28 protein-coding genes are annotated in these 26,621 nt (G+C 40.6%); 9 read left to right on the forward strand and 19 right to left on the reverse strand.

Annotated features, from left to right (window positions below):
* From OO007_RS09570 to OO007_RS09585, 4 genes are all read left to right on the forward strand, one after another.
* Positions 1–1,605, forward strand: a complete 1,605-nt coding sequence (locus tag OO007_RS09570; RefSeq protein WP_325808624.1) for a hypothetical protein — start codon at positions 1–3, stop codon at positions 1,603–1,605.
* Positions 1,606–1,718: 113 nt separating this feature from the next.
* Positions 1,719–3,548 (forward strand): hypothetical protein, encoded by a 1,830-nt coding sequence (locus OO007_RS09575; RefSeq protein ID WP_325808625.1) that lies wholly within the window; start codon positions 1,719–1,721, stop codon positions 3,546–3,548.
* 101 nt (positions 3,549–3,649) lie between these two features.
* The gene (locus OO007_RS09580) at positions 3,650–4,285 is read left to right on the forward strand and encodes a rhodanese-like domain-containing protein (RefSeq protein WP_325808626.1); all 636 of its coding nucleotides are present in this window, start codon (positions 3,650–3,652) and stop codon (positions 4,283–4,285) included.
* A 1-nt stretch (position 4,286) separates the two neighbouring features.
* Positions 4,287–5,558, forward strand: a complete 1,272-nt coding sequence (locus tag OO007_RS09585; protein WP_325808627.1) for a hypothetical protein — start codon at positions 4,287–4,289, stop codon at positions 5,556–5,558.
* Positions 5,559–5,568: 10 nt separating this feature from the next.
* Here OO007_RS09585 and ccmI read toward each other — a convergent pair whose 3' ends face one another.
* The 9 genes from ccmI to ccmA form a co-directional block, all read right to left on the reverse strand.
* A complete protein-coding gene (gene ccmI, locus OO007_RS09590) occupies positions 5,569–6,876 on the reverse strand; it encodes a c-type cytochrome biogenesis protein CcmI (protein ID WP_325808628.1) in 1,308 nt (435 codons plus the stop codon).
* A gap of 26 nt (positions 6,877–6,902) precedes the next feature.
* On the reverse strand, positions 6,903–7,385 hold the full coding sequence (locus OO007_RS09595) for a cytochrome c-type biogenesis protein (RefSeq protein ID WP_325808629.1): 483 nt from the start codon (positions 7,383–7,385) through the stop codon (positions 6,903–6,905).
* Positions 7,382–7,933: a DsbE family thiol:disulfide interchange protein gene (locus OO007_RS09600; protein WP_131907409.1), complete on the reverse strand. Its 552-nt coding sequence runs from the start codon at positions 7,931–7,933 to the stop codon at positions 7,382–7,384. Before OO007_RS09600 ends, OO007_RS09595 begins: the two co-directional genes overlap by 4 nt.
* Complete coding sequence (locus OO007_RS09605) at positions 7,930–9,927, reverse strand: heme lyase CcmF/NrfE family subunit (protein WP_325808630.1); 1,998 nt, start codon at positions 9,925–9,927, stop codon at positions 7,930–7,932. Before OO007_RS09605 ends, OO007_RS09600 begins: the two co-directional genes overlap by 4 nt.
* Positions 9,927–10,379: a cytochrome c maturation protein CcmE gene (locus OO007_RS09610; RefSeq protein WP_131907411.1), complete on the reverse strand. Its 453-nt coding sequence runs from the start codon at positions 10,377–10,379 to the stop codon at positions 9,927–9,929. Before OO007_RS09610 ends, OO007_RS09605 begins: the two co-directional genes overlap by 1 nt.
* Positions 10,380–10,387: 8 nt before the next feature.
* Positions 10,388–10,567: a heme exporter protein CcmD gene (ccmD, locus tag OO007_RS09615; protein ID WP_131907412.1), complete on the reverse strand. Its 180-nt coding sequence runs from the start codon at positions 10,565–10,567 to the stop codon at positions 10,388–10,390.
* A gap of 52 nt (positions 10,568–10,619) precedes the next feature.
* Positions 10,620–11,363 carry a cytochrome c biogenesis protein CcsA gene (ccsA, locus tag OO007_RS09620; RefSeq protein WP_131907413.1) on the reverse strand — a complete coding sequence of 248 codons (744 nt, stop codon included), beginning with the start codon at positions 11,361–11,363 and terminating at the stop codon, positions 10,620–10,622.
* 245 nt (positions 11,364–11,608) lie between these two features.
* Entirely contained in the window at positions 11,609–12,280 is a 672-nt protein-coding gene (gene ccmB, locus OO007_RS09625) for a heme exporter protein CcmB (RefSeq protein ID WP_325808631.1), read from the reverse strand.
* Entirely contained in the window at positions 12,273–12,911 is a 639-nt protein-coding gene (gene ccmA / locus OO007_RS09630; RefSeq protein ID WP_325808632.1) for a cytochrome c biogenesis heme-transporting ATPase CcmA, read from the reverse strand. The genes ccmB and ccmA overlap by 8 nt, the downstream gene beginning before the upstream one ends.
* Positions 12,912–13,043: 132 nt before the next feature.
* Between ccmA and OO007_RS09635 the strand changes: the two genes are divergently transcribed.
* The 3 genes from OO007_RS09635 to OO007_RS09645 all read left to right on the forward strand — a co-directional run bounded on the left by OO007_RS09635 (position 13,044) and on the right by OO007_RS09645 (position 16,151).
* Positions 13,044–13,721 (forward strand): arginine N-succinyltransferase, encoded by a 678-nt coding sequence (locus tag OO007_RS09635; RefSeq protein WP_325808633.1) that lies wholly within the window; start codon positions 13,044–13,046, stop codon positions 13,719–13,721.
* A 30-nt stretch (positions 13,722–13,751) separates the two neighbouring features.
* Complete coding sequence (locus OO007_RS09640) at positions 13,752–14,540, forward strand: TerC family protein (protein ID WP_325808634.1); 789 nt, start codon at positions 13,752–13,754, stop codon at positions 14,538–14,540.
* Between the two features lie 162 nt (positions 14,541–14,702).
* Positions 14,703–16,151 carry a hypothetical protein gene (locus tag OO007_RS09645; protein WP_325808635.1) on the forward strand — a complete coding sequence of 483 codons (1,449 nt, stop codon included), beginning with the start codon at positions 14,703–14,705 and terminating at the stop codon, positions 16,149–16,151.
* Positions 16,152–16,408: 257 nt separating this feature from the next.
* On the opposite strand, the gene lpxC is transcribed toward OO007_RS09645, so the two are convergent.
* The 3 genes from lpxC to ppk2 all read right to left on the reverse strand — a co-directional run bounded on the left by lpxC (position 16,409) and on the right by ppk2 (position 20,118).
* On the reverse strand, positions 16,409–17,341 hold the full coding sequence (gene lpxC, locus OO007_RS09650; protein ID WP_325808636.1) for a UDP-3-O-acyl-N-acetylglucosamine deacetylase: 933 nt from the start codon (positions 17,339–17,341) through the stop codon (positions 16,409–16,411).
* A 6-nt stretch (positions 17,342–17,347) separates the two neighbouring features.
* On the reverse strand, positions 17,348–19,153 hold the full coding sequence (locus tag OO007_RS09655; RefSeq protein WP_325808637.1) for an ABCB family ABC transporter ATP-binding protein/permease: 1,806 nt from the start codon (positions 19,151–19,153) through the stop codon (positions 17,348–17,350).
* 209 nt (positions 19,154–19,362) lie between these two features.
* The gene (ppk2, locus tag OO007_RS09660; protein ID WP_243651742.1) at positions 19,363–20,118 is read right to left on the reverse strand and encodes a polyphosphate kinase 2; all 756 of its coding nucleotides are present in this window, start codon (positions 20,116–20,118) and stop codon (positions 19,363–19,365) included.
* 297 nt (positions 20,119–20,415) lie between these two features.
* On the opposite strand from ppk2, the gene rluB reads away from it, so the two are divergent.
* A complete protein-coding gene (rluB, locus tag OO007_RS09665; RefSeq protein WP_325808638.1) occupies positions 20,416–21,258 on the forward strand; it encodes a 23S rRNA pseudouridine(2605) synthase RluB in 843 nt (280 codons plus the stop codon).
* A 77-nt stretch (positions 21,259–21,335) separates the two neighbouring features.
* On the opposite strand, the gene OO007_RS09670 is transcribed toward rluB, so the two are convergent.
* The 3 genes from OO007_RS09670 to arsC form a co-directional block, all read right to left on the reverse strand.
* Positions 21,336–21,701, reverse strand: a complete 366-nt coding sequence (locus tag OO007_RS09670) for a DUF2069 domain-containing protein (protein WP_131907422.1) — start codon at positions 21,699–21,701, stop codon at positions 21,336–21,338.
* Positions 21,702–21,742: 41 nt separating this feature from the next.
* Positions 21,743–22,330 (reverse strand): NAD(P)H:quinone oxidoreductase, encoded by a 588-nt coding sequence (wrbA, locus tag OO007_RS09675; RefSeq protein WP_325808639.1) that lies wholly within the window; start codon positions 22,328–22,330, stop codon positions 21,743–21,745.
* A 67-nt stretch (positions 22,331–22,397) separates the two neighbouring features.
* Entirely contained in the window at positions 22,398–22,751 is a 354-nt protein-coding gene (gene arsC, locus OO007_RS09680) for an arsenate reductase (glutaredoxin) (RefSeq protein WP_325808640.1), read from the reverse strand.
* Between the two features lie 254 nt (positions 22,752–23,005).
* Here arsC and OO007_RS09685 point away from each other — a divergent pair, with 254 nt between their 5' ends.
* Entirely contained in the window at positions 23,006–23,542 is a 537-nt protein-coding gene (locus OO007_RS09685; protein WP_325808641.1) for a TlpA disulfide reductase family protein, read from the forward strand.
* A 117-nt stretch (positions 23,543–23,659) separates the two neighbouring features.
* Here the strand turns inward: OO007_RS09685 and OO007_RS09690 are convergent, their stop codons facing one another.
* The 4 genes from OO007_RS09690 to surE form a co-directional block, all read right to left on the reverse strand.
* Positions 23,660–24,490: a LysM peptidoglycan-binding domain-containing protein gene (locus OO007_RS09690; protein ID WP_131907426.1), complete on the reverse strand. Its 831-nt coding sequence runs from the start codon at positions 24,488–24,490 to the stop codon at positions 23,660–23,662.
* A 19-nt stretch (positions 24,491–24,509) separates the two neighbouring features.
* The gene (locus OO007_RS09695) at positions 24,510–24,956 is read right to left on the reverse strand and encodes a YqaA family protein (protein WP_243651715.1); all 447 of its coding nucleotides are present in this window, start codon (positions 24,954–24,956) and stop codon (positions 24,510–24,512) included.
* A 225-nt stretch (positions 24,957–25,181) separates the two neighbouring features.
* The gene (locus tag OO007_RS09700) at positions 25,182–25,871 is read right to left on the reverse strand and encodes a protein-L-isoaspartate(D-aspartate) O-methyltransferase (RefSeq protein ID WP_131907428.1); all 690 of its coding nucleotides are present in this window, start codon (positions 25,869–25,871) and stop codon (positions 25,182–25,184) included.
* Positions 25,832–26,614 carry a 5'/3'-nucleotidase SurE gene (gene surE / locus OO007_RS09705; protein WP_325808642.1) on the reverse strand — a complete coding sequence of 261 codons (783 nt, stop codon included), beginning with the start codon at positions 26,612–26,614 and terminating at the stop codon, positions 25,832–25,834. The genes OO007_RS09700 and surE overlap by 40 nt, the downstream gene beginning before the upstream one ends.
* Positions 26,615–26,621 lie beyond the last annotated feature (7 nt).

Raw genomic sequence — 26,621 nt, forward strand, 5'->3', positions numbered from 1 at the left:
ATGAAACAGCGTCATTTTTCACAATTAAAAAAGAGCTGGGGATTAGCCGAAGATACTTCTTTAGAAGACCTGCTGAGCTACGCACAAAATAAATTAAAAAATGATCCGGAAAACCCAGAGCTGTTATTTAACATAGCAGAGCTGATGCGTCACACAGAGCATACCGAAGAAGCAAAAACGTATTATCAAGAAAGCATAAAAAGTACCGATAAACGTACATCACAGCGTGGTGAAGCACTAGAAAGCCGCATCGAAAAAAAGCGCGATCACACCAGAGCGAAATTCATTTTTCTGACATTTGCTCCACTTTTCGCCCTTATCATTGGTGGCACATTATTCTGGAAGCAGCTTAACAAACCAGAAGTATTACCTGCTGACAGCAATCCGGAAAAGTTTGCGTTCACAGAATGGCTAGCCAAACAGCAAATGGTTGAAATTATGACTACGTTACAACAGGAAAACCCTGAATTAACCTTTGATTTCAACCGCTCCGCTGGGTCGCAAACGCCAATGGAATTCATGCAGTCTTTGATGCAACCAGATGCATTAGAGAAATTACGTCGAGATCGAGAAAGAGCCGCAAACCAACAAAACAATACTGGTCCTGGACGACCCGCTTTTCAATGCAGCAAAGAACCTGCGGTGAGTTGTGCAGCTAAAGATATTCCTAGTGCACCTGGAGAAAGGCGCGAAGAAGTCGTTCAATTAATGGAAGCCTATAATACCATTCTCGATTCAGAGCTGGATTGCGAAAAAATTGAAAAATCCATCGACACCATTGGTCAACAACTCCAGTGGAGAAAATCGGAAAGACGTATTAAAGCGAATCTTGAAGATTTAGCGGTAGAATGTTTCTACAAACAAAAGAACGTAGAAAAAACCATCGAACATTCGCGCAAATTACAATGTACGGGTGATGAAGGTTATATCAACAGCGTCTATTGGTTTTTAACCGCAATTACTCATCATGCTGGTGATAAAGCGAGCTCCTTATCCTCTTATCAATGCTTTCAGGAAGCAACTGATTACGTAGGAAAACAGGATTTCAGCGCTGCTTATGTGGCATCGAGACACCGTGAATCTGGTGCATTAGCGTGGTTATATTTTGACGACCTTGAAACGGCAACGGCGGAGTTAGAAAGAGGACGCACTATTCTAAAGAATGCGCCCAAACAAACGGCAGCTACCCGTGAAGTAATAGCGGAGATTGATCTGGATTTACTTGAAACCTATGTCACCGCTAATATTGACCTCGATTCCTTCAATGATTTAATGGAAGAAATCAATTCCAGCGGCTTATTGACGGATGGTTACAAACAAATCAAAGATACGCTGGCATCTATTTATTACATGCAAAACAAGGACGATGAAAACGCCATCATCGCCCTAAACAACCTATCGAGTCGATTCAAGCTGATGCCTGAATTTATCTGTGGCTGGGATTGGAGCGGTTTTAGAAGAGGCCTTGAGGATTCGATTGCTGATAATGATATTCGTGATCGCGCCAGAAATTTGGTGGATGCCGCAAATTGTTATGTAAAACAAAGCATGCCTGAACGCATTCAGGTGATTAACGATGTGTCCGGTTGGTTAAAAAGACAATGATTTTAGTCAGACGAAACATTCAAAATAAGTATAATCTTATAAAAAAAAGCCGTATAAGTGGGGGGGTGACTTTAAATAGTTACATTTCGACCTATCAGCAGGAGCGAATATAAATGCTCAATAGAATTCTATTAACGTTAATAAAAGCGCAGTCTGACACACCATTACAGGCAATGAGTACAGATGCTTTTGAAAACCCGGCAACATATAAAGGATGGATTTACCCATTCCGCTACCTGCTGGCATTACGTTATCTAAAAATAAAACAACAGGTGTTAAAAAGCTTCCGCTCACAAAAGATTTATCCGATTCACGATAACGAATTCAAAATAGCCCTAGTAGATCATTTATCTGGCAAGATCAAAAAACCAGCAACTGATAGTTCATCAAAAAACCCACTATCAGCAATAGGTTTTAAATCAAAAGTCATTTACCCATTAGCGTTGATTGGTTTAGTAATCGGCGCGATTGGACTAAATCAATGGCACCAACATAGAAAAATAGAAAGCATATTCGCCAATCACCTGCCCTACTTTTCAGATTTGCTACATAGAAAACTGATACTGAAACACAATGATCAGAATAAGGCATTGGCCGAAGTTGAAGCATCTATAAAACAAACTGAAGAAAAAATACTTAATGATCTCCCTGAAAGAGATGGCATTAGAGCAATAGTTGAAAAACAATTAACCAGACTTAAAGACCCGGCAAGTACTAGCGAGGAAGTCATGCTCGGTTTTAAAGACGTAAACACAGTTTTTGATAAACATAACTTACCTTTTTATTTATCCCCTAAATCGTTCTCCATGCCCTGTTCGTCACTGATTGATGCACCGGTAGAACAGATGATGATGCTCAAAGAGCTCGAATCATTAATGAGCAATAACAACCCTGAGTTGTGTCGTACCACGATGATGACGGCATATAAGGTTGATGATAGAAAACAGCTTTTTTATGATACTGATAACGACACTGTCGAACTCCCTTTATTCCGTGTTAGACGAATTGATAAAGTACCCGCAGTTGATAGCGCACTTGGGCTAACCTTTAAAGATCGTGGTATCGGTTCTATCATTTTATTAGAACGTATCGCGAATTTTGCCAAAGAATCTGTTTTACCTGCGCTAACCTTTCAGGGAAGAAATTATATCATTCCATACTGGATGCAAGGCTACTACGAGATAGAAGAAGCGGTAACCAAAGCATATAAAAAAGATCTTGCGGAAATTTATCCTGACGTAAAAGATCAGAGAAAAATCAAGATAGCGGTTAAAAGTCTGATCAATGATAAATTTCGAATGTCCAATGCAAAGATGCAACAAACACTGCAAAGAGAAAACAGCAATAGTGAAAAAAGTATCTTTGGCAATGGTTTTGACGCCATCAGTGTCATGCTTGGAAAAAGTGCTGGAACAGAAAAAAACAAGAAGCCGAAAACCACTAATGAAGAATTTGAGCCTGAGATTCTCGATAAATTAGATGAGGTACTTTTACCGAGCATCGAATACCACGAAGCCTATCACCAGATTGATAAAAAAACCTGGGCTGCTCCTACCTGGCTGAGGGATACGTTTAAAGATAAACTCAATGAAAATGCCATAGATCACACCCTTGAAGAACTTGGCGCGTATTTAGCTCAGCTAGCCAACACTGACCAGGGACAACAAATCTGGTTAAGCAAATTATTAATATTCTCGCTCAACCCCATGACTAAGGGACAGGCTGAGTATTATGCGTCAAGCTTAATCTTCACCACTATAGAGTCCTTGTACCTTGGCGATGAAGTAAAACCTAACTACATTGCAACGGTTGACGAAAAAACAGCAATTTTCAAAGTACTTTCGTCTAAAAGTAACAGTGAAATAAAAGCATTAGCCAAAGCCGCTTATGAAGAGTTATTTAAAAGACCCGTTCCATCTTTAAGGAAACAAGCGTTTAAATAACCATTTAGTATTAGCTATAAATTAACTCACTTGATTTTGTATGGTAAGTTAGCCGCAGTTTAATTTTCTGTTATTCCTGATTACAATTAACCAGCAAAACTATGAAGTATTTAATTACCTTCCTCATAATTCAATTACTTTCATTTAGTAATGCTTCGGCGGATGACATTGATGCAATCAACCTTACTCCAGAAATAGCTTTCTTTGACGTTAATCATAATGGAAACATTATCAAAATAAAGCGCAGCCCGATTCACAGCGAAAACATCAAGACAAAGCCTTGCCCTCCTTTTTGTATAAACCCGATGAGACTCGCGCCTAATGTTGAAACATTCGCCGAACTAGAACTCCTCTCTTTTTTAAATAATGAGGTAAAAAACGAGTCAGGTTTTTTAGTTGATTCCAGAATGATGGAAAAATTTGAAAAAGAAACAATTCCTGGCTCTATCAACATTCCATTTATTTTATTTAATGGCAGTAAATCTAATGAAGTATTAACATTACTGGGAGTTACAGAAGAGAATTCCACTAAAGATTTTTCTCAGGCAAAAGCCATGTGCTTCTTTTGTGATGATGCTTTATGCGATGAATCCAATAGAGCGATTTCAGCCTTATTAGACCTCGGTTATCCCGCAAATAAACTTAAATATTATCGAGGGGGTATTGAGGCATGGAAAGCACTTAACTTGACGACAATAACTCCTGAAAGTAAAACCACCACTACCCAAGCTAACTAGAATGACTGAAAGCCGCTATAAAATTGAATATATTCAACCTGAACCTGTTAAAAAGAAAAACTTCAGGTTTCTGGGGGTTTTGGGATATCTGTGGGTAGCTTTATTGGCCTCTGTTTTTACCTATGGTTTTGTGTACAAACATATCTCCACCAGTGATGTTATTGCTTATTTTCAAAACTTCAAATCAGAGGTTGTGAATACTAATATCGTCAGTTTGACAGAGCAGACTAGTCCAAATGAAATCGATATCACTGCTTCTAAAAACGCCCCTACGTCAGAACTTGAATCTGCAAATAACGCTACAAATAACTCAACAACTGTCAGTAACGATTTAAATACCGAAGATACAAATAGTTCTCAAAAACTAGTCAGTGAAATTATTGAAGAAATTCAGGATACGGCAGACAATACAGATAACGGACTACCTGAAGATGTTGTATTTGAATCTGAAACAGATGAACCAATAAGCAGCCAGACCCAGCTTCAAAGCACTGAGTCAATAATCAATGAACTCAGTAAAGTGCAAAATAACCAGGAAACACTCAGCGAAACTGCAAATAACCCAGAGTCATCGGATTCCGTTAATAACGCTATCGCGGCTATTGAAAACGAAATAAAAAACACAGAAACAGCCACTCAAGAAGTGATTTCAACGCCTCAAGTTATTACAAAAGAAGTCGTAGCTCTAAAAATAGACAACAAAACGACCAGAGAAGAAAGCAGTGAAATTCAGCAGTCAACTAAGGAAAATGAGACTGAAAACAGCACTATTGCAAAATCACAAGAAGTCCAGATAGATGCCATTACCGCGGCTATAAAAGAACAGGAAAAAGAGCAGGAAGTAAAAAAAGCAGAAACAGAAGTAACAATTGCTGACGTAATTATTGAAAAGAAGAGCGTCAAAGACTCCTTATCAGCTTTAGTCAAAAGTACTACTACACCCAATAAGACTGACCAGGCTTATTTAAATGCAGCAAACAACTATGAGCAAAATAAAATAGCCAGCAAAGACTTTCTGCAAAGCGTTAAAGCTCAAGATAGCAAACCAGCTGAAGAAGAAGAAGAAGAAGAAGAAACAAACAGTAACAAAGAACCTGAAAGAGCTAATACTTCAGCCGTAGATGCCATTATTGCTGCCATGAACGCAGATAAAGCAGCAAAAGAAAAACCTGTTCTCAGCTCTCAGGAAAAAACACAATCTGACGTTAATGAATTACTCAAGAACAACGAAAAGATACAGAGCGCAAGCCAGCTAAATCTTCAGGCTAATTAAACCATTACGTTTATTTAACCAAGACCTCGTTAATCTCAATAGAAATATTTTCTCCATTCTTGATAGAGCGCTTCTCGGCATATAAATCGCCATTTTGAGAAATAGGCTGGCCTGTTTTTGACACTCTGGCACCAACGATTACAGTATCAAACGAAGACATTTTCAAACTAGGCATCATCGCCATTTCATCATTCAAAACAACCTCTAAAGGTAAGTCCTTAACTTGTTTACGCACTGCAGCTAAAGGCATAGGCGGACCACTCATGGCTTTAGCGTAAATAAACACCAAATCATCAGGAGCTGCCTTAGACTTGAGATCTTCTGAGAGCGAAACCATGACCTTTATTTCTGCCTCAGGCTTAACAGTATCAGATTTAGCTGTCTCATCTATTGCCTCATTTGCTGCTTCAGTTGCAGAAGGAGTTACAGGTTGCGCTTGAGTATTTTGCATTTCTGCGGGTAATTTACTGCGCGCTTCTGAAATTAATCCTTCAAGTTGTGAAACCTGCTGTGGAGCATTCTGAATTAAAGGCAATACTCTATTCCAAATAGAGATTGCACCTAGATAATCACCGCTTTGTCGAGCAGCCATACCTGAAAGCCATAACGCCGTAACATTTTCTGGTTCTAATTTAAGCGCTTCATTTATCAATGCACCTGGTCTTCCCAGTAAACTACCTTGTTGCGCCATAGATAAGGAATCAGCAAGCGACAACATGACATTAGCAGAGTCCGGAATCAGCTTGTTGGCTCGTTCAAAAGACTTTGCTGCTTCAGGGTATTTCTCAAGAACCATATAGGAGCGACCTAACATATACCAGCCTTCGGCATTATCTCGATTGTTATCCATCTTCTGCTGAAGACCCGCTACCATCGCTTCGATATCAGGAGTTCCGTCTGGCTTTTTAGGAACAGCTTTGTTTCTTTCAATTTTAGCCGCCTCTATCGCATCCACATTTTTGGTAAAAACCATATTTCCAGTCTTGTAGTAGATAGGAAAGGAGATCACTGGGATTAACAATAGAATAAGCGCCATACTGAATTTGGATGATGCTTTTTGATTGTTGTTAGTTTTTATAACGCCGCTTTCATTTAAGTCCGAATAGAGAGATTGCTCTAACTCGTCTCTTGATGACTGATAGCTTTCTTCATCTATCTCACTATTTTCAAAACGGGTTTCTAAATCAGCTAATTGCTCTTGAGCAATTAAAATATTTTGTTGACTACTTTCGTCCTGATCAATATTGCGCTTACGCAATGCAGGAAAAATAAAAGCGATAGCGATTAACACTAAAATCGCACAGATTATCCAGAACATTAAACTTTATTACCTTGGTTGTGTGGTTAGTTTGACTTAGTTTTAAGTCGCTTAGAATCCAATGCTGCACGAACTGATTCACGCTGTGCTTCAGTTAATGGTTCAGATTTCTCATGACCTTGTTTACGTATGAGTTTTAATAATAGAAACAAACTTAGAATTAAAAACACTGGCGGACCTATCCAAAGTAATAATGTTTTACTTTTAAAAGGAGGTTTGTATAAAACAAAATCACCATAACGAGCTGTCATATAATTAACCACATCTTCGCGGGTTTTACCTTGTTTGATCATCTCATAGGTTTTATCTCTCATATCCTTAGCAAGTTCCGCATTTGATTCTGCCAGATTCTGATTCTGACATTTAACACAACGTAACTCCGCAATAAGGTTTAGATAGAGTTGCTCTTGAGCTTTATTTTCAAATTGATGAAATTCAATCTGAACAGCAAACGCTGAGAGACCTATAAACAAAAAAGAAAAAGCTAATGACTTGAAAAAGTTCCTCATCCTGCTTCCTTCCTTAATTTATCAATTAATGGAATTATTATGTCGTCCACAGCTTCTGGATAAATTGGACCGGTAAATTTATAGCGAACAATTCCTTTTTTATCCATAACAAACGTCTCAGGAACACCGACAACCCCCCAATCGATACCTGCCTTGCCTTCGGCATCAACGGCAACCGCGGTATACGGATTACCCAGAGTAGCAAGCCACTTCACAGCTTCATCACCGTAATCTTCAGTCCCGTAATCCTTATAGTTCATGCCTATTGTTGGGACTTTTTCTTTCGCGATCAAGCTTGTCAAAACCTTATGCTCTGCCCTGCATGGAGCACACCATGATGCCCAGATATTCAATATCCAAACTTCTCCTTCCATATCTTTTGCTGATACAGTTTCATCAGGCTTGTAAAGTTTAGGTAATTTAAAATCAGGCGCTGGCTGCCCTATAAATGGTGAAGGAATTAACTTAGGGTCATTATTTAAACCAAAAAGCAATAAACCCACTAATGCAAAAAACGCAATCAGTGGAATGAAAAACTTCTTATTCATGCAGTAACACCTGTCGTTTTAGGAGATGCTGTCGATAACGCAGAACCTTCCATATCAGCATCATGTTCGTCGACAATTTTAACTTTTCTTACACGGCGGTAACGCTTATCAAAAGCCGCTAACAATCCACCAATACCCATCAAAACGCCCCCCATCCAAATCCATCTAACAAAGGGTTTATGATATATACGGAAGCTCCATGCGTTGTTACCTAAAGGTTCTCCCAATGCGACAAATAAATCGCGCGTAAACCCTGCATCGATTCCTGCTTCTGTCATTGGCATTTGATCTCGTCCGTAGTCTCTTTTTTCAGGATTTACATGAGTAACGAGTTTGCCGTCTTTCATCACATCCATACTCGCTCTATTAGCGCGGTAATTATCTACCTGAACCGATTCGACACCATTAAATATAAATTGGTAACCAGCGAGCTCATAACTTTGTCCTACTTCAAGACGCACATCTTTTTCAGTATCATAAATTGACACAAGCGTAACGCCGATAACAGTCATCGCCATACCAATGTGCGCAATCACTGAACCCCAGCTAGATAAAGGCAGTTTAAATGGCGAACGCCCTAAACCAATGACCCACATAATCGCCGCTAGAGAAATCCAACTTCCTACAAACAAACCAAGCGAAGTTTTGAAATTAAAGTCAGACACCGTAACCAATGGTAAAACAAAAGCTGCCACTAGGCTTACAAGCAAAGGAACCATTACTTTTTTAAGTATGCGAACAGGGTCATCTTTCTTCCAGCGAAGGTAAAAACCCGTACCCATTACAAGGAACAATATAATAGAGAGTGGAACCATGACGCTGTTAAAGTAAGGAGGTCCTACAGAGATTTTCCCTGATCCTAAAGCATCAATAATTAACGGATATAATGTTCCTAGTAGCACGGTTGCAGTCATCACAACAAGGATCACATTGTTAACCAACAACCCCGCTTCACGCGAGATAACAGAGAAGGTTCCCATTGATTTCAGCTTATGCGCGCGGAAGGCGAAAAGTAGTAAAGAAGATCCAATAACCACCAACAAGAAAATCAATATAAACAAGCCACGCTCTGGGTCACTTGCGAACGAATGAACAGATGTTAGGACTCCTGAACGGACCAGGAAAGTACCCAATAAACTTAATGAAAAGCCCATGATACAAAGTAGAACTGTCCACGCTTTGAAACTTGCTCTTTTCTCAGTTACAGCCAATGAGTGAATCAAGGCTGTCGCAATAATCCATGGCATTAAAGAAGCGTTTTCTACCGGATCCCAAAACCACCAGCCGCCCCAGCCGAGTTCGTAATACGCCCACCAACTACCTAATGTGATACCAAAAGTTAAAAACATCCATGCGATGTTTGTCCATGGTCTTGCCCAGCGAGCCCATGCTGCATCCAGTTTCCCACCAATCATTGCCGCCATAGCAAAGGAAAATGCTACGGAAAGCCCAACATAACCCATGTAAAGCATAGGTGGATGAATCGCTAATCCAATATCCTGTAGTAATGGATTTAGCTGTCGTCCTTCTGCTGGTATTTGCAATAAACGTTCGAAAGGGTTTGAAGTAATGATCACAAATAGCATGAAACCTACGCCTATTAAGCCCATTACACTTAACACACGAGACAGCATGATCGCAGGGATGCCTTGACTAAAGTAAGCAACTGCTGCGCCCCAAGCAGAAAGCACTAATGCCCAAAGTAATAACGAACCTTCGTGTGCTCCCCATAACGCCGATACCCTGAATATCGTCGGCATTTGCGAATTTGAATTGGTAGCAACGTACTTTACTGAAAAATCATTCGTCAAAAAGGCATAAAGCAGACAGAAGAATGATATCAACATAAAAAACAATTGAGCGAATGCCGCTGGTTTTGCTAACGCCACCCATTGTGACTTGCCTGTTAAAGACCCCCACATGGGGAATATGCCTTGAACTACAGCAACAGACAGCGCTAATATAAGTGCAAAGTGTCCAATTTCAGGAATCATTACTTGGTTCCTTCTGATGCATTAACGGTATGCTCTTTTTCTAAGGTATCTTTAAGTTCCTGAGGCATATATTCAGAGTCATGTTTGGCGAGTACTTCATCCGCATAGAACAAACCATCTTCACCCATCTTGCCTCTGGATACCTGGCTTTTACCTTCTTTAAACAAGTCAGGGAGTATTTTATTAGTTACAACGGTAATCTCATGATCACGGTTATCCCTTACGATGAAGCGTGCTTCTAATTTAGAGTCACTTCTTTCTAAACTACCTTCTTTTACCAAGCCTCCCAAACGAAAAACCTGACCGGTTGGTACGACGCCATTTAATACTTCTTCCGGGCTATGCAGGTAAGCCAGATTACCTTTCATAGCTTTACTGATTAATGCAGAAGCTGCACCAACACTGATCAAAGCCAGAAGTACAAATGCAAGTCGTTTATGTCTTGGTTTCATATCAATCTCTAATTCTTTTGGTTATTTGTTCGTCTTTCTTCTAGACGTTTAGTTCGTTTTATTTGGGCAATTACTGCACGTCTTCTGTACATTAGCGTCATTGGTTCTAGCACCATCAAAAGTGCCGCAACACCCATGGCGCTCCAGATGTAAGCACCAAATCCACCCATGTGAAAAAACTCATTCATTTACAACTCCTCGCAGCGCTTTGATCTAACAGCTTCCTAAAGCAGTACATTTTTAACCGTTAAATTCTTTAAGCTTTGACACCCAAGACGTTTTTCGTTCCCGCTCAAGTATAATTATTCTTACTCTCATCAAAATAGTCGCGAAACTATACATCCAAAAACCAAACGTCGTTACGAACATCGCGATCAAAATATTCGATTCTACTCGCTCCAATGAAGATTCTTGATGCAGTGATGCGCACTCATTAGGGTCTGGACAATTCACCGCATAATAAATAATAGGAACCAATGCTAAACCAACCAAAGCCAGAAGAGCAGATGCCTTATCTGATCGGCGAACATCATCAATAGCAGACTGTAATGCGATATAGCCGATGTAAACAAATAACAGTATCAAAAAGCTGGTTAATTTAGGATCCCAATCCCACCAGGTCCCCCAACTTGTTTTGCCCCAGATGGCGCCGGTAGCTAATGCGATAACGGTCATAACTGTCCCAGTTATTGCGGTAGCGGAGGCCATCATAAAAGATAAACGCGTATTGAAGACTAAACCAATCATCGCCCACGCCACCATAACTGCATACAGCCACATAGCCATCCACGCAGAGGCAACGTGCACATAAATAATCCGGTAATATTGTTTCTGGTCGCTCAGCACATCTGCTGTTTTAAAAAAGCCCCAGTACAAGCCAAGCGTTATAAAAAGGATTGCCGCAATCCAGAATATAGGAATTAACTTACCCGCCAGAGGGTAAAAATTCATAGGTGCAGAATATTTAAACCAGTTTATTTTCATATTAAATCGTAACTTCTACCTTGATACATTTCATGTAGTTACACACAAATTTATTAAACACCCATATACTCATTACATCATAGCTGTAGTTGGCTATATACACCCCCCACCTTTTAGCCTGTTTTTGACTAGGGTCAATGAAACTAACAAGCAGTTGGATTTGATAATCTACTTAGCAATCTAGCAGTACTATCTTTTCCAGTACTATCTCTAGCAATAGCATCCTGTGCAATAATATGACTAGATCACTCTATTGATATCTTTATTGCTGCTGCTGTAGCCCATGGCGAGAAAATAAACGCCAGTAACATAAAAGCAGATAGTAATAAAACATAGGGTTGGATACTTAAACCTTCAACCATACTAGTTGAAATAGCACCAGCACCATATACCAATACAGGTATATATAAAGGCAATACCAGTAACGAGATCAACACACCGCCACCGCGCAAACCTAACGTAAGCGCAGCTGCAATCGCTCCCAGCATGCTTAATACTGGCGTACCTAATAATAAAACAAGCATCATCACTTTTATGGATTCAAAGGGCAAATGGTAAAACAAGCCTACTAACGGTGAAATAAGTACCAGAGGAAGACCAGTCAAAAGCCAATGAGCAATAATTTTTGCCAATACAACAATCGGCAATGAAACCGGGGCTAGAGTCATTTGCTCTAATGTCCCATCTTCGTAATCATCAGAAAACAATCTATCAAGCGCTAATGTCGATGCTAAAAGAGCAGCAACCCACACCACGCCTGGCGCAATCTGCTTTAACAACTGATCTTCGGTACTGATTCCTAAAGGGAATAAACTGATCACTACTATGAAAAAAAACAGCACAGTGAAAATTTCGCTGCGACGACGCATTGCCAACAGTAAATCACGCTTTAAGATGAGCAAGAAAGCGCTAAACATAATCAGCTCGGCTCTTATTCAACGACACTCTCACTAGCTCACCTGAAGTCAGTGGCACTTCCTGATGCGTAGTTAATATTACCACCCCCCCACTTTCAACGTGTTTTCCTATAATACTTTGTAACTGTTCAACCGCCACAGTGTCTAATGCGACAAAAGGCTCATCTAAAATCCATAATTTTGCATTACTCAGCAAAAGCTTTGCTAGCGCTACTCTGCGCTTTTGCCCCTGAGAAAGCGTCCTTACAGGAAAATCTTCAAAGGCGAACAAGCCAATAGTATCAAGCGCCTCTATTAACTGATCTTTAGACGCACTAATCCCAGCCATTCGACAGTTGAGTCTCAAATTTTCATAAGCAGTTAAATCTGCTTTAATACCATTCTGATGACCTAGATAAAGCAAGTCCTTACGATACGCCTCATCTTGCTTTTTAATGGTAATACCATCCCACAATATCTCGCCCTCATCTGCCAGATACAAACCACAAAGCGTTCTTAGCAAGGTGGTTTTACCACTACCATTAGCACCCTCTAAGTACATCAATTGCTTAGCTTTTAAGGTAAACGACAAGTTGCAGAACAACTCTCGATCACCTCGGGTGCAGGTTAATTTTTTAACTTCAAGCGTCATAGCGGGGGAGTTTAGTGAAATTAGGAGTCGTGGTCGAGTTGCTTTGTGTTGATCTTGTCAGAAACTGCATTATACCTGTATTATGCATGCTAATTCTTTACGAACTCTCTTTCCTAGATAAAAATCAAACTTATGAGTATTAACGAATCCTCACTTCAACAGCCAGAGAGGAAAAATGGCGGCTGTCTCAAAACTATTGGCATCATGCTTATCACCATCATCATCTCAATCGTAGCTACGATTTTTGTGATCAACTATTTAACCCAGAAGAAGCTAGAACCCGTAGAACTAAGCAAAAAAGAAGAATCTACATTAAATCAAAAACTCAAGCAATTTGGCTTACCAACGCTACCTTCGGATACTACCCAAGACAGCGCTGATGATTTAACACCAGAACCTTATTCTGAAGACCCGAGCAAACGAGAGATTTTCTTTACGGAAAAAGAACTCAACGCCATGCTGGCAAAGAATACAGATCTGGCTGAAAAAATAGCTATCGACCTAGCTGACAACCTTGCCAGCGCTAAAATGCTTATCCCATTAGACCCTGATTTTCCTTTTTTAGGCGGAAAAACACTAAAATTAAGGGCTGGCGCTGAACTTGCTTACGCCAATGGACGACCAATTGTCATCTTAAAAGGCGTAAGTGTTTGGGGAGTCCCCGTACCTAACGCCTGGTTAGGAAATTTAAAGAATGTTGACCTCGTCAAAGAATTTGGTGGCGATGAAGGTTTCTGGAAGTCTTTTGCAGACGGCGTTGAAAATATATCGGTTGCCGAGGGTCAATTAAAAATAAAGTTAAAGGAATAAAAACCTTTACACAAAATACGGAGATTTAAAATGGAAGGGCTTTTCACACTAGAAAACTTATTTACGCTAGGCATGCTTGTCATGCTCCAAGCTGTTCTGGGTTTCGACAACCTTTTGTATATTTCACTAGAGTCACAACGAGTAGAAAAATCTAAACAGTCAAAAGTACGTAAATGGGGTATCGGACTCGCCGTTTTACTACGTATTGTCCTACTGTTTGCGTTATTGAAAGTCCTCAGCCTATTTACTAATGAATTATTTTCTTTGGATATCAAAGGGATTATTCAAGGAACATTCAATCTCAAAAGCATTGTCGTTTTGATAGGTGGCGTATTCTTAATCTACACCGCGCTTAAAGAAATTACTCATATGATGATGCTTGAAGAAGATGCCAATAAAGAACGTAAGCCTGCATCTGTAGCAATGGTTCTGTTTTCAATTGTTATTATGAATGCAATTTTCTCTTTCGATTCTATATTGAGCGCTATGGCACTCACTAAAAACTTCGTCATCATGGCAACTGCTATTGTAATCGGTGGAATTATGATGATTGTACTCGCTGATAAAGTAACCGAATTTTTGAAGAAGAACAGAATGTACGAAGTTGTAGGTTTATTCATACTGTTTTTAGTCGGAGCAATGTTGCTATCAGAAGGCGCACACGATGCCCATCTTAAGCTGTTTGATACCGAAATCACACCAATGAGTAAAGCGACTTTCTATCTCATAATTTTTGTTATGGTGATTGTAGAAATGGTACAATCTCGTTATCAGAAGCGCCTGCTTTCCCTAAAAGTAGATCCATCCAAGCATTCCTGAGCGTAACTACACAAAAATGCTTAATTTAAGATTAATAATTAGGCATTTTTGTTGTAGTATGGTTGAAACAGTTGCACCGATGAATGCTGACTACACAAACCCAAGAATTTCATAATACGTCAAAAGCATTCCTCTGAGGCTAAAAACACAAGGGAAGTGAGTATGAAGAAGAGCGCTATCCAGAGCTTGGCTTGTCTGGCTATTATTTTTATGGTTTTCAGTGCGAGCGCCGTTGGTTTACAGGAATACCTACAAAATACAGAAGCAACCACCGAAGCAGTTACGCAATCTCCATCTCTCGCCTCTGTCAATGAAGCAACCACTCAACTAACTCACATCATCGAACTCGTTGTCGCGGGCATAGTTGCTGCAGCGCTGATCATTTCAGTATTAGTACTCTTTTTGGGCAGATGGTTAGCCAAAAAAGAAAAGAAAATCATCAAAGAAATAAGAATTGAAGCAGAACAGGACAAGGAAAATATCACCTCCGCTGCCACGACCATCAGAGAACAAGAAAAAGAATCAACCAAACTAGTTCATGAAATACGGTCTCAAGCCACAGAAATAAGTACACAGCGCGAAGAAAATCTGCAATATACCCAAAGTATTGCTTCAACGTCTGAGAAAGTTAAAGCTCAGGAAAAAGAACTTCTTGAAGTTACCGACCATGTGAGTAATCGCATGGACGATATTCAATCATACTGGGATGACCAACTTAAAAGCACCGTAGAGATCATTGGACAAGTTCAGGAAAGGTTAGATAAGAACCTGATTACTGTCGATAATGATTTAGGTAAGATCCATCATCAGAAGAAACTTTCTCAAGAATTATTGCAGGACTTCTTAAACAAGCACAATGAACAAAGCACTGCTTTAGACAGTAATTCTGAAATCTCTGATCAGGTTAACGCGAATTTAAAACAGACACTGAAAGAATCTCAAAAATTAATTGATACGCTTTTGAAATATCAAAAAGAAGCTGAGAAGTCGCTTAAAAATTACAACGACAAATTAAACACTTTCGAAGAGCAAGCTTACGAGCAATTTGATACGAGCTTCCAGGTAGCCGATTTAGCTCGACAAGAGCTTAATGCGAATATAGATGAAAGTCGTAAGCACGTAGAGACAATGAGAAGACATGAGCAGCAAAGCCATGGAATCAGCGCTCAAACAATGAAGCACCTTGAAAGCCTCGATTATTCTAAAATTGTTAAAATCTCAAACACCTTAGATTCCACGCAAAATATGTTTGATGATATTCACAACAAAGTCGAAGAAACGCGTTACATGCTGGACGAGCTCAAAGAAATCGAGAGCGACATTAAACAAACGGCCAACAAAGTTGAACATGCAATTGCCATCAAAGAACAGCAGAGCCTACCAGAAGATGTAGAGCTAGAAAGCCTAGAAAGCAAAGTCGATAGTGACATTAGTGAAGATGCTGGAGAGTTCATATCTGAAGAGTTGCTGTCTGTAGAAGCTCCTCAATCTCCGGTTAAAGAAACCAAAGATAACACGACTATTGAAATAGCAAAGTACAAAATGGCTAGCGAAGATGATCAGCCAACTCCACTCTCTTTCTTTAGAAATATAAAACAACAAGAAAAGTGAGCCATCCTTGGCTCCCAGCTGTTGTAATCCTTACGATTTTGGTTGATCTCTGATCTTCCAATATTTAGAGCCATCCCTTAGCCCACAACTGGTATATCCTAATTCTTTTTTCAAATGGAGTGTATGAAACAGTCACATCGCTGTAACTTGAAAGAAATATACCAGCCAATTTTTGAAACTAAAACACCTCAAATCACTAACGGTTAATCCAACACGATAGAGGAATGAACGGCAAGTTTAGTGGGATGGAAAGAAAATCAGCCCGAAGACTTTAAATTATTCTCGTCAGCATTTGCAAGACTTGATTCAGGCGCTGTTTCAGCACCCACTTCTATGTAACTCCCCTGCTCAAAAATAGCCTGAAGCAAACCGTGATTCAATCGATGTGCTGGGCTATTAGCAGTGATTTTACCTTGTATAATTCCACCTGAAAGCATCAGGTCTCCGACCATATCCAGCGCCCTATGGAAGATCAGTTCATTTTCCATACGCAGCCCGCCTTTATTGATCGCTTTATCTTTCACAATCACCACGGCAGTCTTAGTATTTGCACCAAGACATACAGGGTCTTTTTGAAAACGGGTTAGTTGCGCCAACAGACCATTTTTGAGCCGACCAAAAGTCCTTGCAGAAGCAATTTCCTGCTTGAAGGTTTCTGGCGTTACTTCACCACTCCAATGCAGTCGTCCAAAATTAGTCAGCGAAATAGCAAGATCCAGATGTAAGGAATCTGCCGGTTCGATTCTGACATAGCGTTTATCTTCAGTGTATTCTACTTTTTCAGTAACCCGATACACTTTCTGCTGAGCATGTTGTTGAGCAATACCCACTTCATCAATACCTTCGATAAAGGGCCTGGCACTGCCGTCCATAATGGGAATTTCCTTCCCCTCTACCTCGACGATGACATTGCTAATACCGCAGGCATAGAGCGCAGCCATTAGATGCTCTACAGTTCTAACCTGCTCGCCTGTTTCTGAAACCAGACAGGTACACAATGGTAGATTCTTTGTATTCTGCCAATGTGCGGGAATATCTATATCAGCCCCTTTCTTTTTGATAACACGGAAAATAATGCCCGTATTCACTGGAGCTGGCAGTAACGTGATTTTATGACGCTTAGCCGTATGTAAGCCTGCGCCTTTGAAACTCAAAGGTGCAGCAATCGTAGCTTGGGAATAGCCAGTCATTTTAAATTACTCATGATTGTCACTATCATCACCTTGAGTATCTCGTTGCAGATTCCACATTTCAGAATAACGGCCTTGTTGCTCTAGCAACACCTGATGTGAACCACGCTCGATAATTTTCCCTGCTTCCATGACCAGTATCATATCAGCATCTACAATAGTGGATAATCGATGGGCGATAATCAGCGTAGAAGTCTTTGAAGAAATTTTACCCAAGGTTTTCTGTATAGCCTGTTCTGTCGCCGAATCCAGAGACGAGGTTGCCTCATCAAAGATCAAAATAGGCGGTTTCTTAAGAATAGTTCTGGCAATCGCCACACGTTGCTTTTCGCCACCAGAAAGCTTAAGTCCTCTCTCCCCTACAACACTATCCCAACCATCTGGTAATCCTTCTATAAAGTCGTAGATGTGCGCCATCTTTGCCGCATTCTCGACTTCTTCTCTACTTGCATCTAGATTTCCATACTGGATATTGTAAAAAATACTTTCATTAAATAGCACTGTATCCTGAGGCACGATACCAATGGTTTCGCGCAAACTGTCCTGCGTACATTCTTTTATATCCTGTCCATCTATCAGGATTCGACCTTGACTCACATCGTAAAAACGGAATAACAGCCTTACTAAAGTAGACTTACCTCCACCGCTAAAACCAACTACTGCAACGGTCTTACCCGCTGGAATAGTGAAATTCACACCATGAAGAATTTCTCTTTTTTTATCATAAGCAAAAGATACATCTTCAAATTTGACTTCGCCTTTACTTACCTTGATATCAGTCGCGTTTTCGACATCTTGTATTTCGGGCTTTTGCTTTAGTAACTTAAACACCAAATCCATATCAGCTAAGGTATATTTGATTTGTCGATAAATAATGCCCAAGGCATTTAAAGGAATAAACAACTGCAACATAAAGGCATTGACCATTACCAGATCACCAATGCTCATAGTACCTTCCACAACACCATTGGCAGCCAGGAACATAATAATCGTCACACCGACAGCGATAATCGCGCCCTGACCAAAATTTAGCATCGACATGGTAGATTGGCTTTTTACCGCAACGTTTTCCCATTTCTCAAGGATTTCATCGTAACGGTTCTGCTCCAACCGTTCGTTATTAAAGTATTTAACCGTTTCATAATTAATAAGGCTATCAAAAGCATGCGTATTGGCTTGTGAATCCAGTCGATTCATATCATGTCGATAATGCATTCGCCACTCTGTCACCATTAAGGTAAAAGCCACATAGAAAAGAACGGTACCAAAGGTTACTAAAGCAAATATGACTGCGTAGTTGGATAAAAGAATAAAAGCGACGAGCGAAAACTCAACAAATATAGGAATAGTACTAAACACTAAAAAGTTCATAAGCGTAGAAACAGAACGAGTTCCTCGCTCTAGATCTCTACTGATAGCACCTGTTTTACGCTGAAGATGAAAACGTAAGGATAATTTATGCAGGTGTTGCATGACGCGTTTCGATAATTCGCGCATCGCATGATAGCGAACTCGGGCAAACACCGTATCACGAAGCTCATTGAACAATGAGGTCAGTAACCTGAAAACACCGTAAGCAATAAGTAATGCAACCGGAAGTACCAATACCTGAGTTTCTTTTCCGTCAAATTTATCAATAATATCTTTCAGTACCAGTGGCACAGAGACGGTAGAAACCTTAGAGATCACCAGGCATAGTAACGCCAAAAGCGCTCTGCCCTTATAGGCACTGAGATAAGGCAAAAGATGACGTAAATTTTGAAGATCACGGCGGTTGCCATGAATTTCGTTACCGGTAGGGGTGAAATGCAAAATCAGACCAGAAGTTTCAAAAGTAAAATTATGCCTTAAATCACATCAAACTAGTATTTCTTTAGAAGATAGTTTGAGTAAACACGAGCCTTAAACGCCTCAAATAAAAAAAGGGGCTCAAAAGAACCCCTTGACTTAAAACCGGTAGATTATGCAACAAACCTAAGCCACCCCCCTACTTTCAGGGGGTATTTATTATGACAACTGATCTATAGCACTGCATCTTCGGGGTACATTTTATCAACAGAACCAACAATCAGTGGATCTGGCGCATAAACTACCGATGTATCTTTATTATCGTAATCTAAATTATGTAAGAAATGACGAATACACGAGAGACGAGCACGCTTTTTATCGTCTGATTTAACCACTATCCAAGGGGCATCTGCCGTATCCGTATTAAAGAACATCGATTTCTTGGCTTCGGTATATGCATCCCATTTATCCAGTGACTCAACATCTACAGGGCTTAATTTCCACTGTTTAACCGGATCATGTTTGCGCGAATGGAAGCGTCTTAACTGCTCTTGACGAGTTACCGAGAACCAGTACTTAAACATGATGGTGTCCGAATTGACCAACATACGCTCAAACATTGGACATTGGCGCATAAACTCAAGGTGATCGTGGCGCGAGCAAAAATTCATCACTATCTCAACACCAGCACGGTTGTACCATGATCGGTCAAATAAAATCATCTCACCTTTGGTTGGTAGATGATTCACATAACGCTGAAAATACCATTCGCCTAACTCACGCTCAGTAGGTTTTTCCAAAGCAACCACTCGCGCAATACGAGGATTCAAATGCTCAGTAAAACGTTTAATCGTTCCACCTTTACCGGCGGCATCACGACCTTCAAAAATCGTAACAATCTTCTTATTCGCTTCTTTGAGCCACTTCTGAACCTTTAATAATTCAACTTGCAACAGGCGCTTTTCTTTTTCGTAATCTTTGGTTTTCATCTTTTCCGAATACGGATAGTCACCAGCAGCACAACTGATTTTCAACAAATCACCGCCTTTGGTAAATGTTTTGGAATTCATTACCTTATCGGAATCAGTCAACCCTACCAAAGCCTGGGTAGCTTGTTCCTTTGTCATTGGCTTATCTGCTGCTTTTACAGGAGCCTTCTGGCTTGGCTCTTTTACAGGCTTTTTTGCTGTTGTCATATACTCTCCTTAATGCGACTAATGCTATTCTGCTTATTAATTGATTCTAACTGTTGATTCTAAGTGTATACCAGAGAATCCCTATTCTGTATGATCCATATCAATATGACTGAAAGAATACAAAAGATACTCTCACGTGCTGGCTACGGCTCACGTAGAGAAATAGAACGCTGGGTAAAAGCCGGTGAAGTAATGGTGAATGGCGTTAAGGCAGAGGTTGGGCAAGCGATTAGCGAAACCGATAAAGTCGTTTTGCGCGGACAAGTATTAAAGCTTTCCAGTAAGCTCAATGCCAAGCCTCAAGTATTGCTATATCACAAGAAAAACGGTGAGATAAGTTCTCGTAAAGATCCAGAAGGCAGACCTACTGTTTTTGATAATTTACCTCCGTTAAGTAGCGGTCGCTGGATTCAGGTAGGACGCCTCGACATTAATACCGATGGCTTATTGCTTTTTACCACCGATGGCGAGTTGGCGAATCGTTTAATGCACCCTTCGTATGAAATAGAACGCGAGTACGCTGCGCGAATTTTGGGCGAAGTGACTGATGAGCATATCGACAATTTACTCAAAGGTGTTGAATTAGAAGACGGTAAAGGCAAATTTAATACCATCAAATTTGCCGGTGGCGAAGGCGTTAATAAGTGGTATCACGTGACTCTGAACGAAGGACGAAACCGTGAAGTTCGCCGCTTATGGGAATCTCAAGAACTTGTCGTCAGCCGACTAAGACGTATTCGTTACGGCAATGTAGAACTCCATAGATCGTTACGCCCGGGAGCTTTCGAAGAGATGGATGTAAAATCCATGCGTAGCCTTTACGAAAAAGTAAATATGGAACTGGATGAGGAAAATTTCCTCTCTAAAAGCGAATACAAAAGCAGAGCCGATAGAAACAAGGCATTTAAGTACGGCAAAACAAAGAAAAGATAGTACTTTATTAGCATTTAAGCCACCCCCCACCTTTGGGGCACTTTTTTAAAAAAGTGCCCCAAAGGTGGGGGGTGGCTTTATTTATTGTGTAATAGCTTATCGCGTTTATCCATTACCCAGACATTCAACAAGCTGCCAAAAAACAGGCATAAGCTTAATCCTAGCATCCAGTAGCCGTAAGCTTTCTCATCGGCAGAATACATAAACCAAATACCAATCAAGATATAAATAAAAGAAACCAGCATTACAATAATGAAGGTATCTCTATTACCTCGCAGTACCCCGCGTACAAAAAATAGTAAGGGGGCGACGAAAACAATTATTTCAATCGACCTAGGAAACTCTTGCACCGGCGACAACCAGCCGTTCCAAAGCACAATGAGAATCACTAAACCCGTGATTCCGATACCGGCTAAAGCTCTGTAAAAAACGGTGATATCCATAATACTTATTCTGCTTTAGTCATGATTAAAGGGTTAAGCATCTATAACGCCACGGCTAACTTTGCCAGACGTTTACCAAGAGCCAGACACAATGCTTTCTCTTCTTCGCTTAAAGGTAAATCACTGTTTGCACCAGCAAGATGCGATGGCCCGTATGGTGTTCCACCGGTTTGAGTCGTCAACAGTTCGGATTCTGTATAAGGCAAACCGCTGATTAACATTCCATGGTGCAATAAAGGAATCATCATGCTAAGTAAAGTTGATTCCTGACCACCATGAATGCTGGATGTCGAGGTAAAAACGCCCGCAGGTTTTCCAACCAATGAACCAGACAGCCAGTGACCACTGGTTTTTTCCAGAAAGTATTTGAGTGGCGCAGCCATATTGCCAAAACGAGTTGGGCTACCGAGCGCTAAGGCATCACAGGTTTTTAATTCATCCAGTGATACATAAGGCGCACCCGATTCAGGAACGGCTGGCTCTGTCGCTTCGGTGACTTCAGAAACCTCTGGAACGGTTCGAAGTATAGATTCAACACCTTCAACGCCTTCTGCTCCGCGCGCTATCAACCTTGCCATTTCAGCGGTTGCACCGCTACGTGAGTAATATAGAACTAGAACCTGTTTCATTGCTGCCTTTGATTGGGATTTGGATTAGAGCTAAACGTATATTTAAGAAATTGAGATAGATATACGATTACAAAATATCAATGATATTTTCTATAGGACGGCCAATCGCTGCCTTTCCATCCTTAATCACTATCGGACGTTCAATCAAAATCGGGTTACTTACCATCGCTTCAATCAGTTGTTCTCTCGTTAGGCTTTCATCAGCGAGATTATTATCTTTATAAGCCTGTTCGCCTTTACGCATCAACTCGCGAGGCTCAAGACCCAACATATCTAAAATCTCAGATATTGCATCACTATCCGGTGGCGTATCTAAATACTTAACGACATTTGCTTCAATGCCTTTTTCGCTAAGCAGTTCCATTGCCGCACGAGATTTAGAACATCGTGGATTGTGATAAATTGTAGTTGAGTCTGTCATAGCATCCTTTTTAAAAATTTATTCAATAAGATTTCCGTGACTAGTGTATCCAAGCGAAATCTAAACACAAATTGTTTTTAGTCTGTTTGCACGCATTCCTTTTCTATATCTCTCAAATCGAAGTTCTTCTACACAACAGAACATGAGCATACAAAACAATAATATAAAGTGCCTATAAGTAGGGGGGTGACTTTCTCTTTTATAATTAGCTTATTACTTGAATTCAAAAGAAAAATAAGTGAGGATTCTACACTATGAAAAAACCAATAATATTATGGGCTGCACTCAGTATTCTTCCTTTCTTTTCCGGCCAGGCATTAGAAAAAGTCAAAGACTTCTCTTTTAATGATATCGAAGGTAAAAGTCATAATTTCAGTGATTATCAAGGCAAATGGGTACTGGTGAATTATTGGGCAACGTATTGCCCCCCTTGTCATGCTGAAATTCCAGACATTGAACGTTTCGCTCAAGATAACAAAGATGATTTTATCGTTCTAGGCATGGATGCTGGTGGCAGCCAGATCAATGAGATTCTTTCCTTTAAAGAACAACTCAATATTAGCTACGATTTGATCCCAATACAGCAAAGCACCATGCTTTCTTTTGGCACCATAATTGGCATTCCGACAAGCTATATAGTTAACCCCAAAGGTGAAATCGTTGATAAGTATGTGGGTATCATCACTTATGACGACCTTGATTTTCACATAAATCCGCCGATTTATAAAAGTGCGAGCGCGGACAAAAAGACAATTGAACAAAGTTTTGATTCAAGTACGCCAAATCAATAAAACCCAAACAATAATAAAAAACAATAAAAACAATATGACCAATAACAAAAAAGCCCTCAGAAGAGGGCTTTTTTGTTATCTATAAACACTTATTAGCGTTTAGCTTAACTTCCGTTATTACTTCAAGCGGATAGTTTGGCCTGGGCTAATATTGTAAGGAGGCTGTAAGTTATTGATGCTGATAATATCTTTCCAGTACACACCTGTTTGACGCATAATTTCAAAAACCGTGTCGCCCTTCTTAACTACGTAGCTGCTTCCACCTGAACTAGATGTACCTGCAGTATTTGCGTAAGTTGCAGTATTCGTTGTTGCTGCACTACCACCAGAATACGTTGTTGGCGCGTATGGCTTATACGTTTTTTGCTGGTAGCTTCCTGTGTAAATACTCTTATTACTAGCCGTTACGTTTGTATTCGCTGCTGGCGCTGTAGTTTGTCCGCCAGATGCAGAACTGTAATCGTAATACTGTGTATTAGAGTTAGTTCCGTAACCTGCATAGTTAGTGTTTTGCTGTGGCTGAGCCGCTGGCTGCTGTACTTTGTTACGCGCTGCTGCTTGCTCACGGTTCCACTTGTCGATGTAATACTGCTGGTTATGTGTTGAAGTCTGAGTTCTTGGCTGAGCAACTGGTGCAGCAGGCTTTGCAGGCTTATAGGTATAAGTTGCTGGCGCCTTAGGCTGTGTTGCCGTTGCACCGCATGGTGCACACGTAGCAGATGTATTAGCACGTTGCTGACCGCCACCACGTACTTGTCCGCCACCAGCTACCTGATTGGCACGTGTACGTTGTCCGTAACCGCGAGTTTCGCCGGATGTTGAGTATCCGCCACTGCTTGTAGCTCCTGTGTCATACCCAGCTTGAGATGCACCCCTGTAGCTACTACAACCTGATGCCATTACAGCAACTAGTGAAGCAACTGCAACTAGTTTGATTTTACTGTCCATAATAAAATACCTTCGATTTCTATTTTAATTGATAGATTCCCACAACGATCGCTAACAGCCCTACTGTTAACCAGCCCAGCCACTCGATGTATTTAACAATGAGTGGTTCCATGCGAGGTCCTGCTTTGGCAACTAACAACGCCACTAAAAAGAAGCGTGCCCCTCTTCCGATTACAGATGCAATCACAAAAGGTAAAAATGCCATCGACAAAAGTCCTGCACTAATTGTGAAAAGTTTATAAGGTATTGGCGAGAAGCCAGCGACAAGAATTGCCCAGATGCCCCAACGGTCGAACAAGGATTTAACCTGCTCGAACTTATGCCCATAACCCCAATTTTCTATGAGCGGTCCCAACCACTCATAAGCCCATGTACCCAGTAAATAGCCAGCTATTCCACCGAGCACTGATGTAAATGTCGTCCATAATGCTAAACGCCACCATTCCGCAGGTTTTGAAAGCGTCATGGGGATCAACATTATATCCGGAGGAGGTAACGGCAGTAACGCCGATTCTAAAAAGCTTACAACCCCCAAATAATTTTTCGCATATTTATGCTGCGAATATTCAATTACTTTGTTATATATATTCGAAAACAGGTTCATTTTAAAGGATTTTTTTGGTTTTTTGTAATATTTCTTGAAATTAGCCTTAAAAACTGTGCTAACCGCCCGTTGTTAACCTGTAAACAGTTAACCACCTACCAATGGAACAAAGATCACCGACTCATGATTTTCGACGGAATAATTCGTTTCATTGTTACGGGTCACTACCTGCAATTTTTGTTCACTATTTTGTGCCCCGACGGGAATTATCATGCGACCCCCTATTTTCAACTGCTGAATTAATGCAGAAGGAATCTCATCTGGCGCTGCTGTAACCATAATCGCATCATAAGGCGCCGCTTCTTCCCATCCCCAACTTCCATCACCGAGGTGTGTACGAATATTTCGATAACCTAACTTGTATAGTAAGTCTCTTGCATTGCGATGAAGTTCAGTCACAACTTCAACTGTGTGCAAATTTTTTACTAAACCACCCAATACAGCGGCTTGATAACCCGAACCTGTCCCCACTTCTAACACATTCTCTAATGATTCAGATTGCATGATTAATTCTGTCATGCGCGCAACAATAAAAGGCTGTGAAATCGTTTGTCCATGGCCGATGGGAAATGACGCATCCTCGTATGAACGACTCGCCATCGCCTCATCCACAAATAAATGACGCGGTACAAGACGCATCACACGCAATACATCAGAATTCACGATGCCTTTATCTTGCAAGCGATCTATTAATCGGTCACGAGTACGTTGGGATGTCATACCAACGCCCTGGATATCTAGCTCATTGATTTTGTCACCCCCCCACTTTGGAGCCATTTTTGCATATCATCTATAGCAGAATAACGTGTTAGATCTATATGTATAGGTGTTACAGAAACATAACCCTGCTGTACCGCGTAAAAATCTGTTCCATCACCCGCATCTGCTTCAGTACCGACAGGTCCTATCCAGAAAATTTCTCGACCACGCGGGTCTTTTTCTTTGACTACAGGCTCGGCTTTATGGCGCTTTCCAAGTCTTGTAGCTTTGAATCCTTTGATTTCATTCCACGGCAAGTCGGGAACATTAACATTGAGTATGCTCGCCGCATTATCTGAATCACTTAATCTCAGCGCTGGCATATCCTTTAGCAATTGAAGCACCGCTTGTATCGCAGAATCGTAATGCAGTGCTTTGTAATTACCCATCGACACTGCTATGGATGGTAATCCTAAATTTCTACCTTCCATTGCGGCTGCTACTGTTCCTGAATAAATAACATCATCTCCCATATTGGGGCCAGAGTTTATTCCTGATATCACAATATCAGGCTCTTTATCCGGGTATAGGCCCGTTAATGCCAAATGGACACAATCAGTAGGTGTACCGTTGATGCTATAAAAATTTTTGCCGCGCTCTGTAAGGCGAAGCGGTGATTCTAACGAGAGTGAATTACTTGCACCACTTCGGTCTCTGTCGGGTGCAATTGTCAGCACATCAGCAATTTCTGATAACTTATCACGCAACAAATTTATCCCGGGCGCGATAAAGCCGTCATCATTACTTAATAGTATTTCCATAAAATTT

Source organism: Cocleimonas sp. KMM 6892, from assembly GCF_035798195.1.
Taxonomy (GTDB): domain Bacteria; phylum Pseudomonadota; class Gammaproteobacteria; order Thiotrichales; family Thiotrichaceae; genus Cocleimonas; species Cocleimonas flava.

Bases quoted from the DNA above. Each gene is read 5' to 3' on its own strand.
- OO007_RS09695 (WP_243651715.1), bottom strand. From the start codon at position 24,956: ATGACGCTTTCAAAACCTGCGGAATGGTGGCGTTTAGCATTATGGACG.
- OO007_RS09585 (WP_325808627.1), top strand. From the start codon at position 4,287: ATGACTGAAAGCCGCTATAAAATTGAATATATTCAACCTGAACCTGTT.
- OO007_RS09575 (WP_325808625.1), top strand. From the start codon at position 1,719: ATGCTCAATAGAATTCTATTAACGTTAATAAAAGCGCAGTCTGACACA.
- OO007_RS09600 (WP_131907409.1), bottom strand. From the start codon at position 7,933: ATGAATAAGAAGTTTTTCATTCCACTGATTGCGTTTTTTGCATTAGTG.
- OO007_RS09605 (WP_325808630.1), bottom strand. From the start codon at position 9,927: ATGATTCCTGAAATTGGACACTTTGCACTTATATTAGCGCTGTCTGTT.
- ccmD (WP_131907412.1), bottom strand. From the start codon at position 10,567: ATGAATGAGTTTTTTCACATGGGTGGATTTGGTGCTTACATCTGGAGC.
- ccmB (WP_325808631.1), bottom strand. From the start codon at position 12,280: ATGTTTAGCGCTTTCTTGCTCATCTTAAAGCGTGATTTACTGTTGGCA.
- OO007_RS09610 (WP_131907411.1), bottom strand. From the start codon at position 10,379: ATGAAACCAAGACATAAACGACTTGCATTTGTACTTCTGGCTTTGATC.
- OO007_RS09670 (WP_131907422.1), bottom strand. From the start codon at position 21,701: ATGGATATCACCGTTTTTTACAGAGCTTTAGCCGGTATCGGAATCACG.
- OO007_RS09645 (WP_325808635.1), top strand. From the start codon at position 14,703: ATGAAGAAGAGCGCTATCCAGAGCTTGGCTTGTCTGGCTATTATTTTT.
- surE (WP_325808642.1), bottom strand. From the start codon at position 26,614: ATGGAAATACTATTAAGTAATGATGACGGCTTTATCGCGCCCGGGATA.
- ccmI (WP_325808628.1), bottom strand. From the start codon at position 6,876: ATGTTCTGGATAATCTGTGCGATTTTAGTGTTAATCGCTATCGCTTTT.
- OO007_RS09685 (WP_325808641.1), top strand. From the start codon at position 23,006: ATGAAAAAACCAATAATATTATGGGCTGCACTCAGTATTCTTCCTTTC.
- OO007_RS09640 (WP_325808634.1), top strand. From the start codon at position 13,752: ATGGAAGGGCTTTTCACACTAGAAAACTTATTTACGCTAGGCATGCTT.
- ccmA (WP_325808632.1), bottom strand. From the start codon at position 12,911: ATGACGCTTGAAGTTAAAAAATTAACCTGCACCCGAGGTGATCGAGAG.
- OO007_RS09595 (WP_325808629.1), bottom strand. From the start codon at position 7,385: ATGAGGAACTTTTTCAAGTCATTAGCTTTTTCTTTTTTGTTTATAGGT.
- arsC (WP_325808640.1), bottom strand. From the start codon at position 22,751: ATGACAGACTCAACTACAATTTATCACAATCCACGATGTTCTAAATCT.
- lpxC (WP_325808636.1), bottom strand. From the start codon at position 17,341: ATGACTGGCTATTCCCAAGCTACGATTGCTGCACCTTTGAGTTTCAAA.
- OO007_RS09700 (WP_131907428.1), bottom strand. From the start codon at position 25,871: ATGGCTCCAAAGTGGGGGGGTGACAAAATCAATGAGCTAGATATCCAG.
- OO007_RS09570 (WP_325808624.1), top strand. From the start codon at position 1: ATGAAACAGCGTCATTTTTCACAATTAAAAAAGAGCTGGGGATTAGCC.
- ppk2 (WP_243651742.1), bottom strand. From the start codon at position 20,118: ATGAAAACCAAAGATTACGAAAAAGAAAAGCGCCTGTTGCAAGTTGAA.
- OO007_RS09690 (WP_131907426.1), bottom strand. From the start codon at position 24,490: ATGGACAGTAAAATCAAACTAGTTGCAGTTGCTTCACTAGTTGCTGTA.
- wrbA (WP_325808639.1), bottom strand. From the start codon at position 22,330: ATGAAACAGGTTCTAGTTCTATATTACTCACGTAGCGGTGCAACCGCT.
- OO007_RS09580 (WP_325808626.1), top strand. From the start codon at position 3,650: ATGAAGTATTTAATTACCTTCCTCATAATTCAATTACTTTCATTTAGT.
- rluB (WP_325808638.1), top strand. From the start codon at position 20,416: ATGATCCATATCAATATGACTGAAAGAATACAAAAGATACTCTCACGT.
- ccsA (WP_131907413.1), bottom strand. From the start codon at position 11,363: ATGAAAATAAACTGGTTTAAATATTCTGCACCTATGAATTTTTACCCT.
- OO007_RS09635 (WP_325808633.1), top strand. From the start codon at position 13,044: ATGAGTATTAACGAATCCTCACTTCAACAGCCAGAGAGGAAAAATGGC.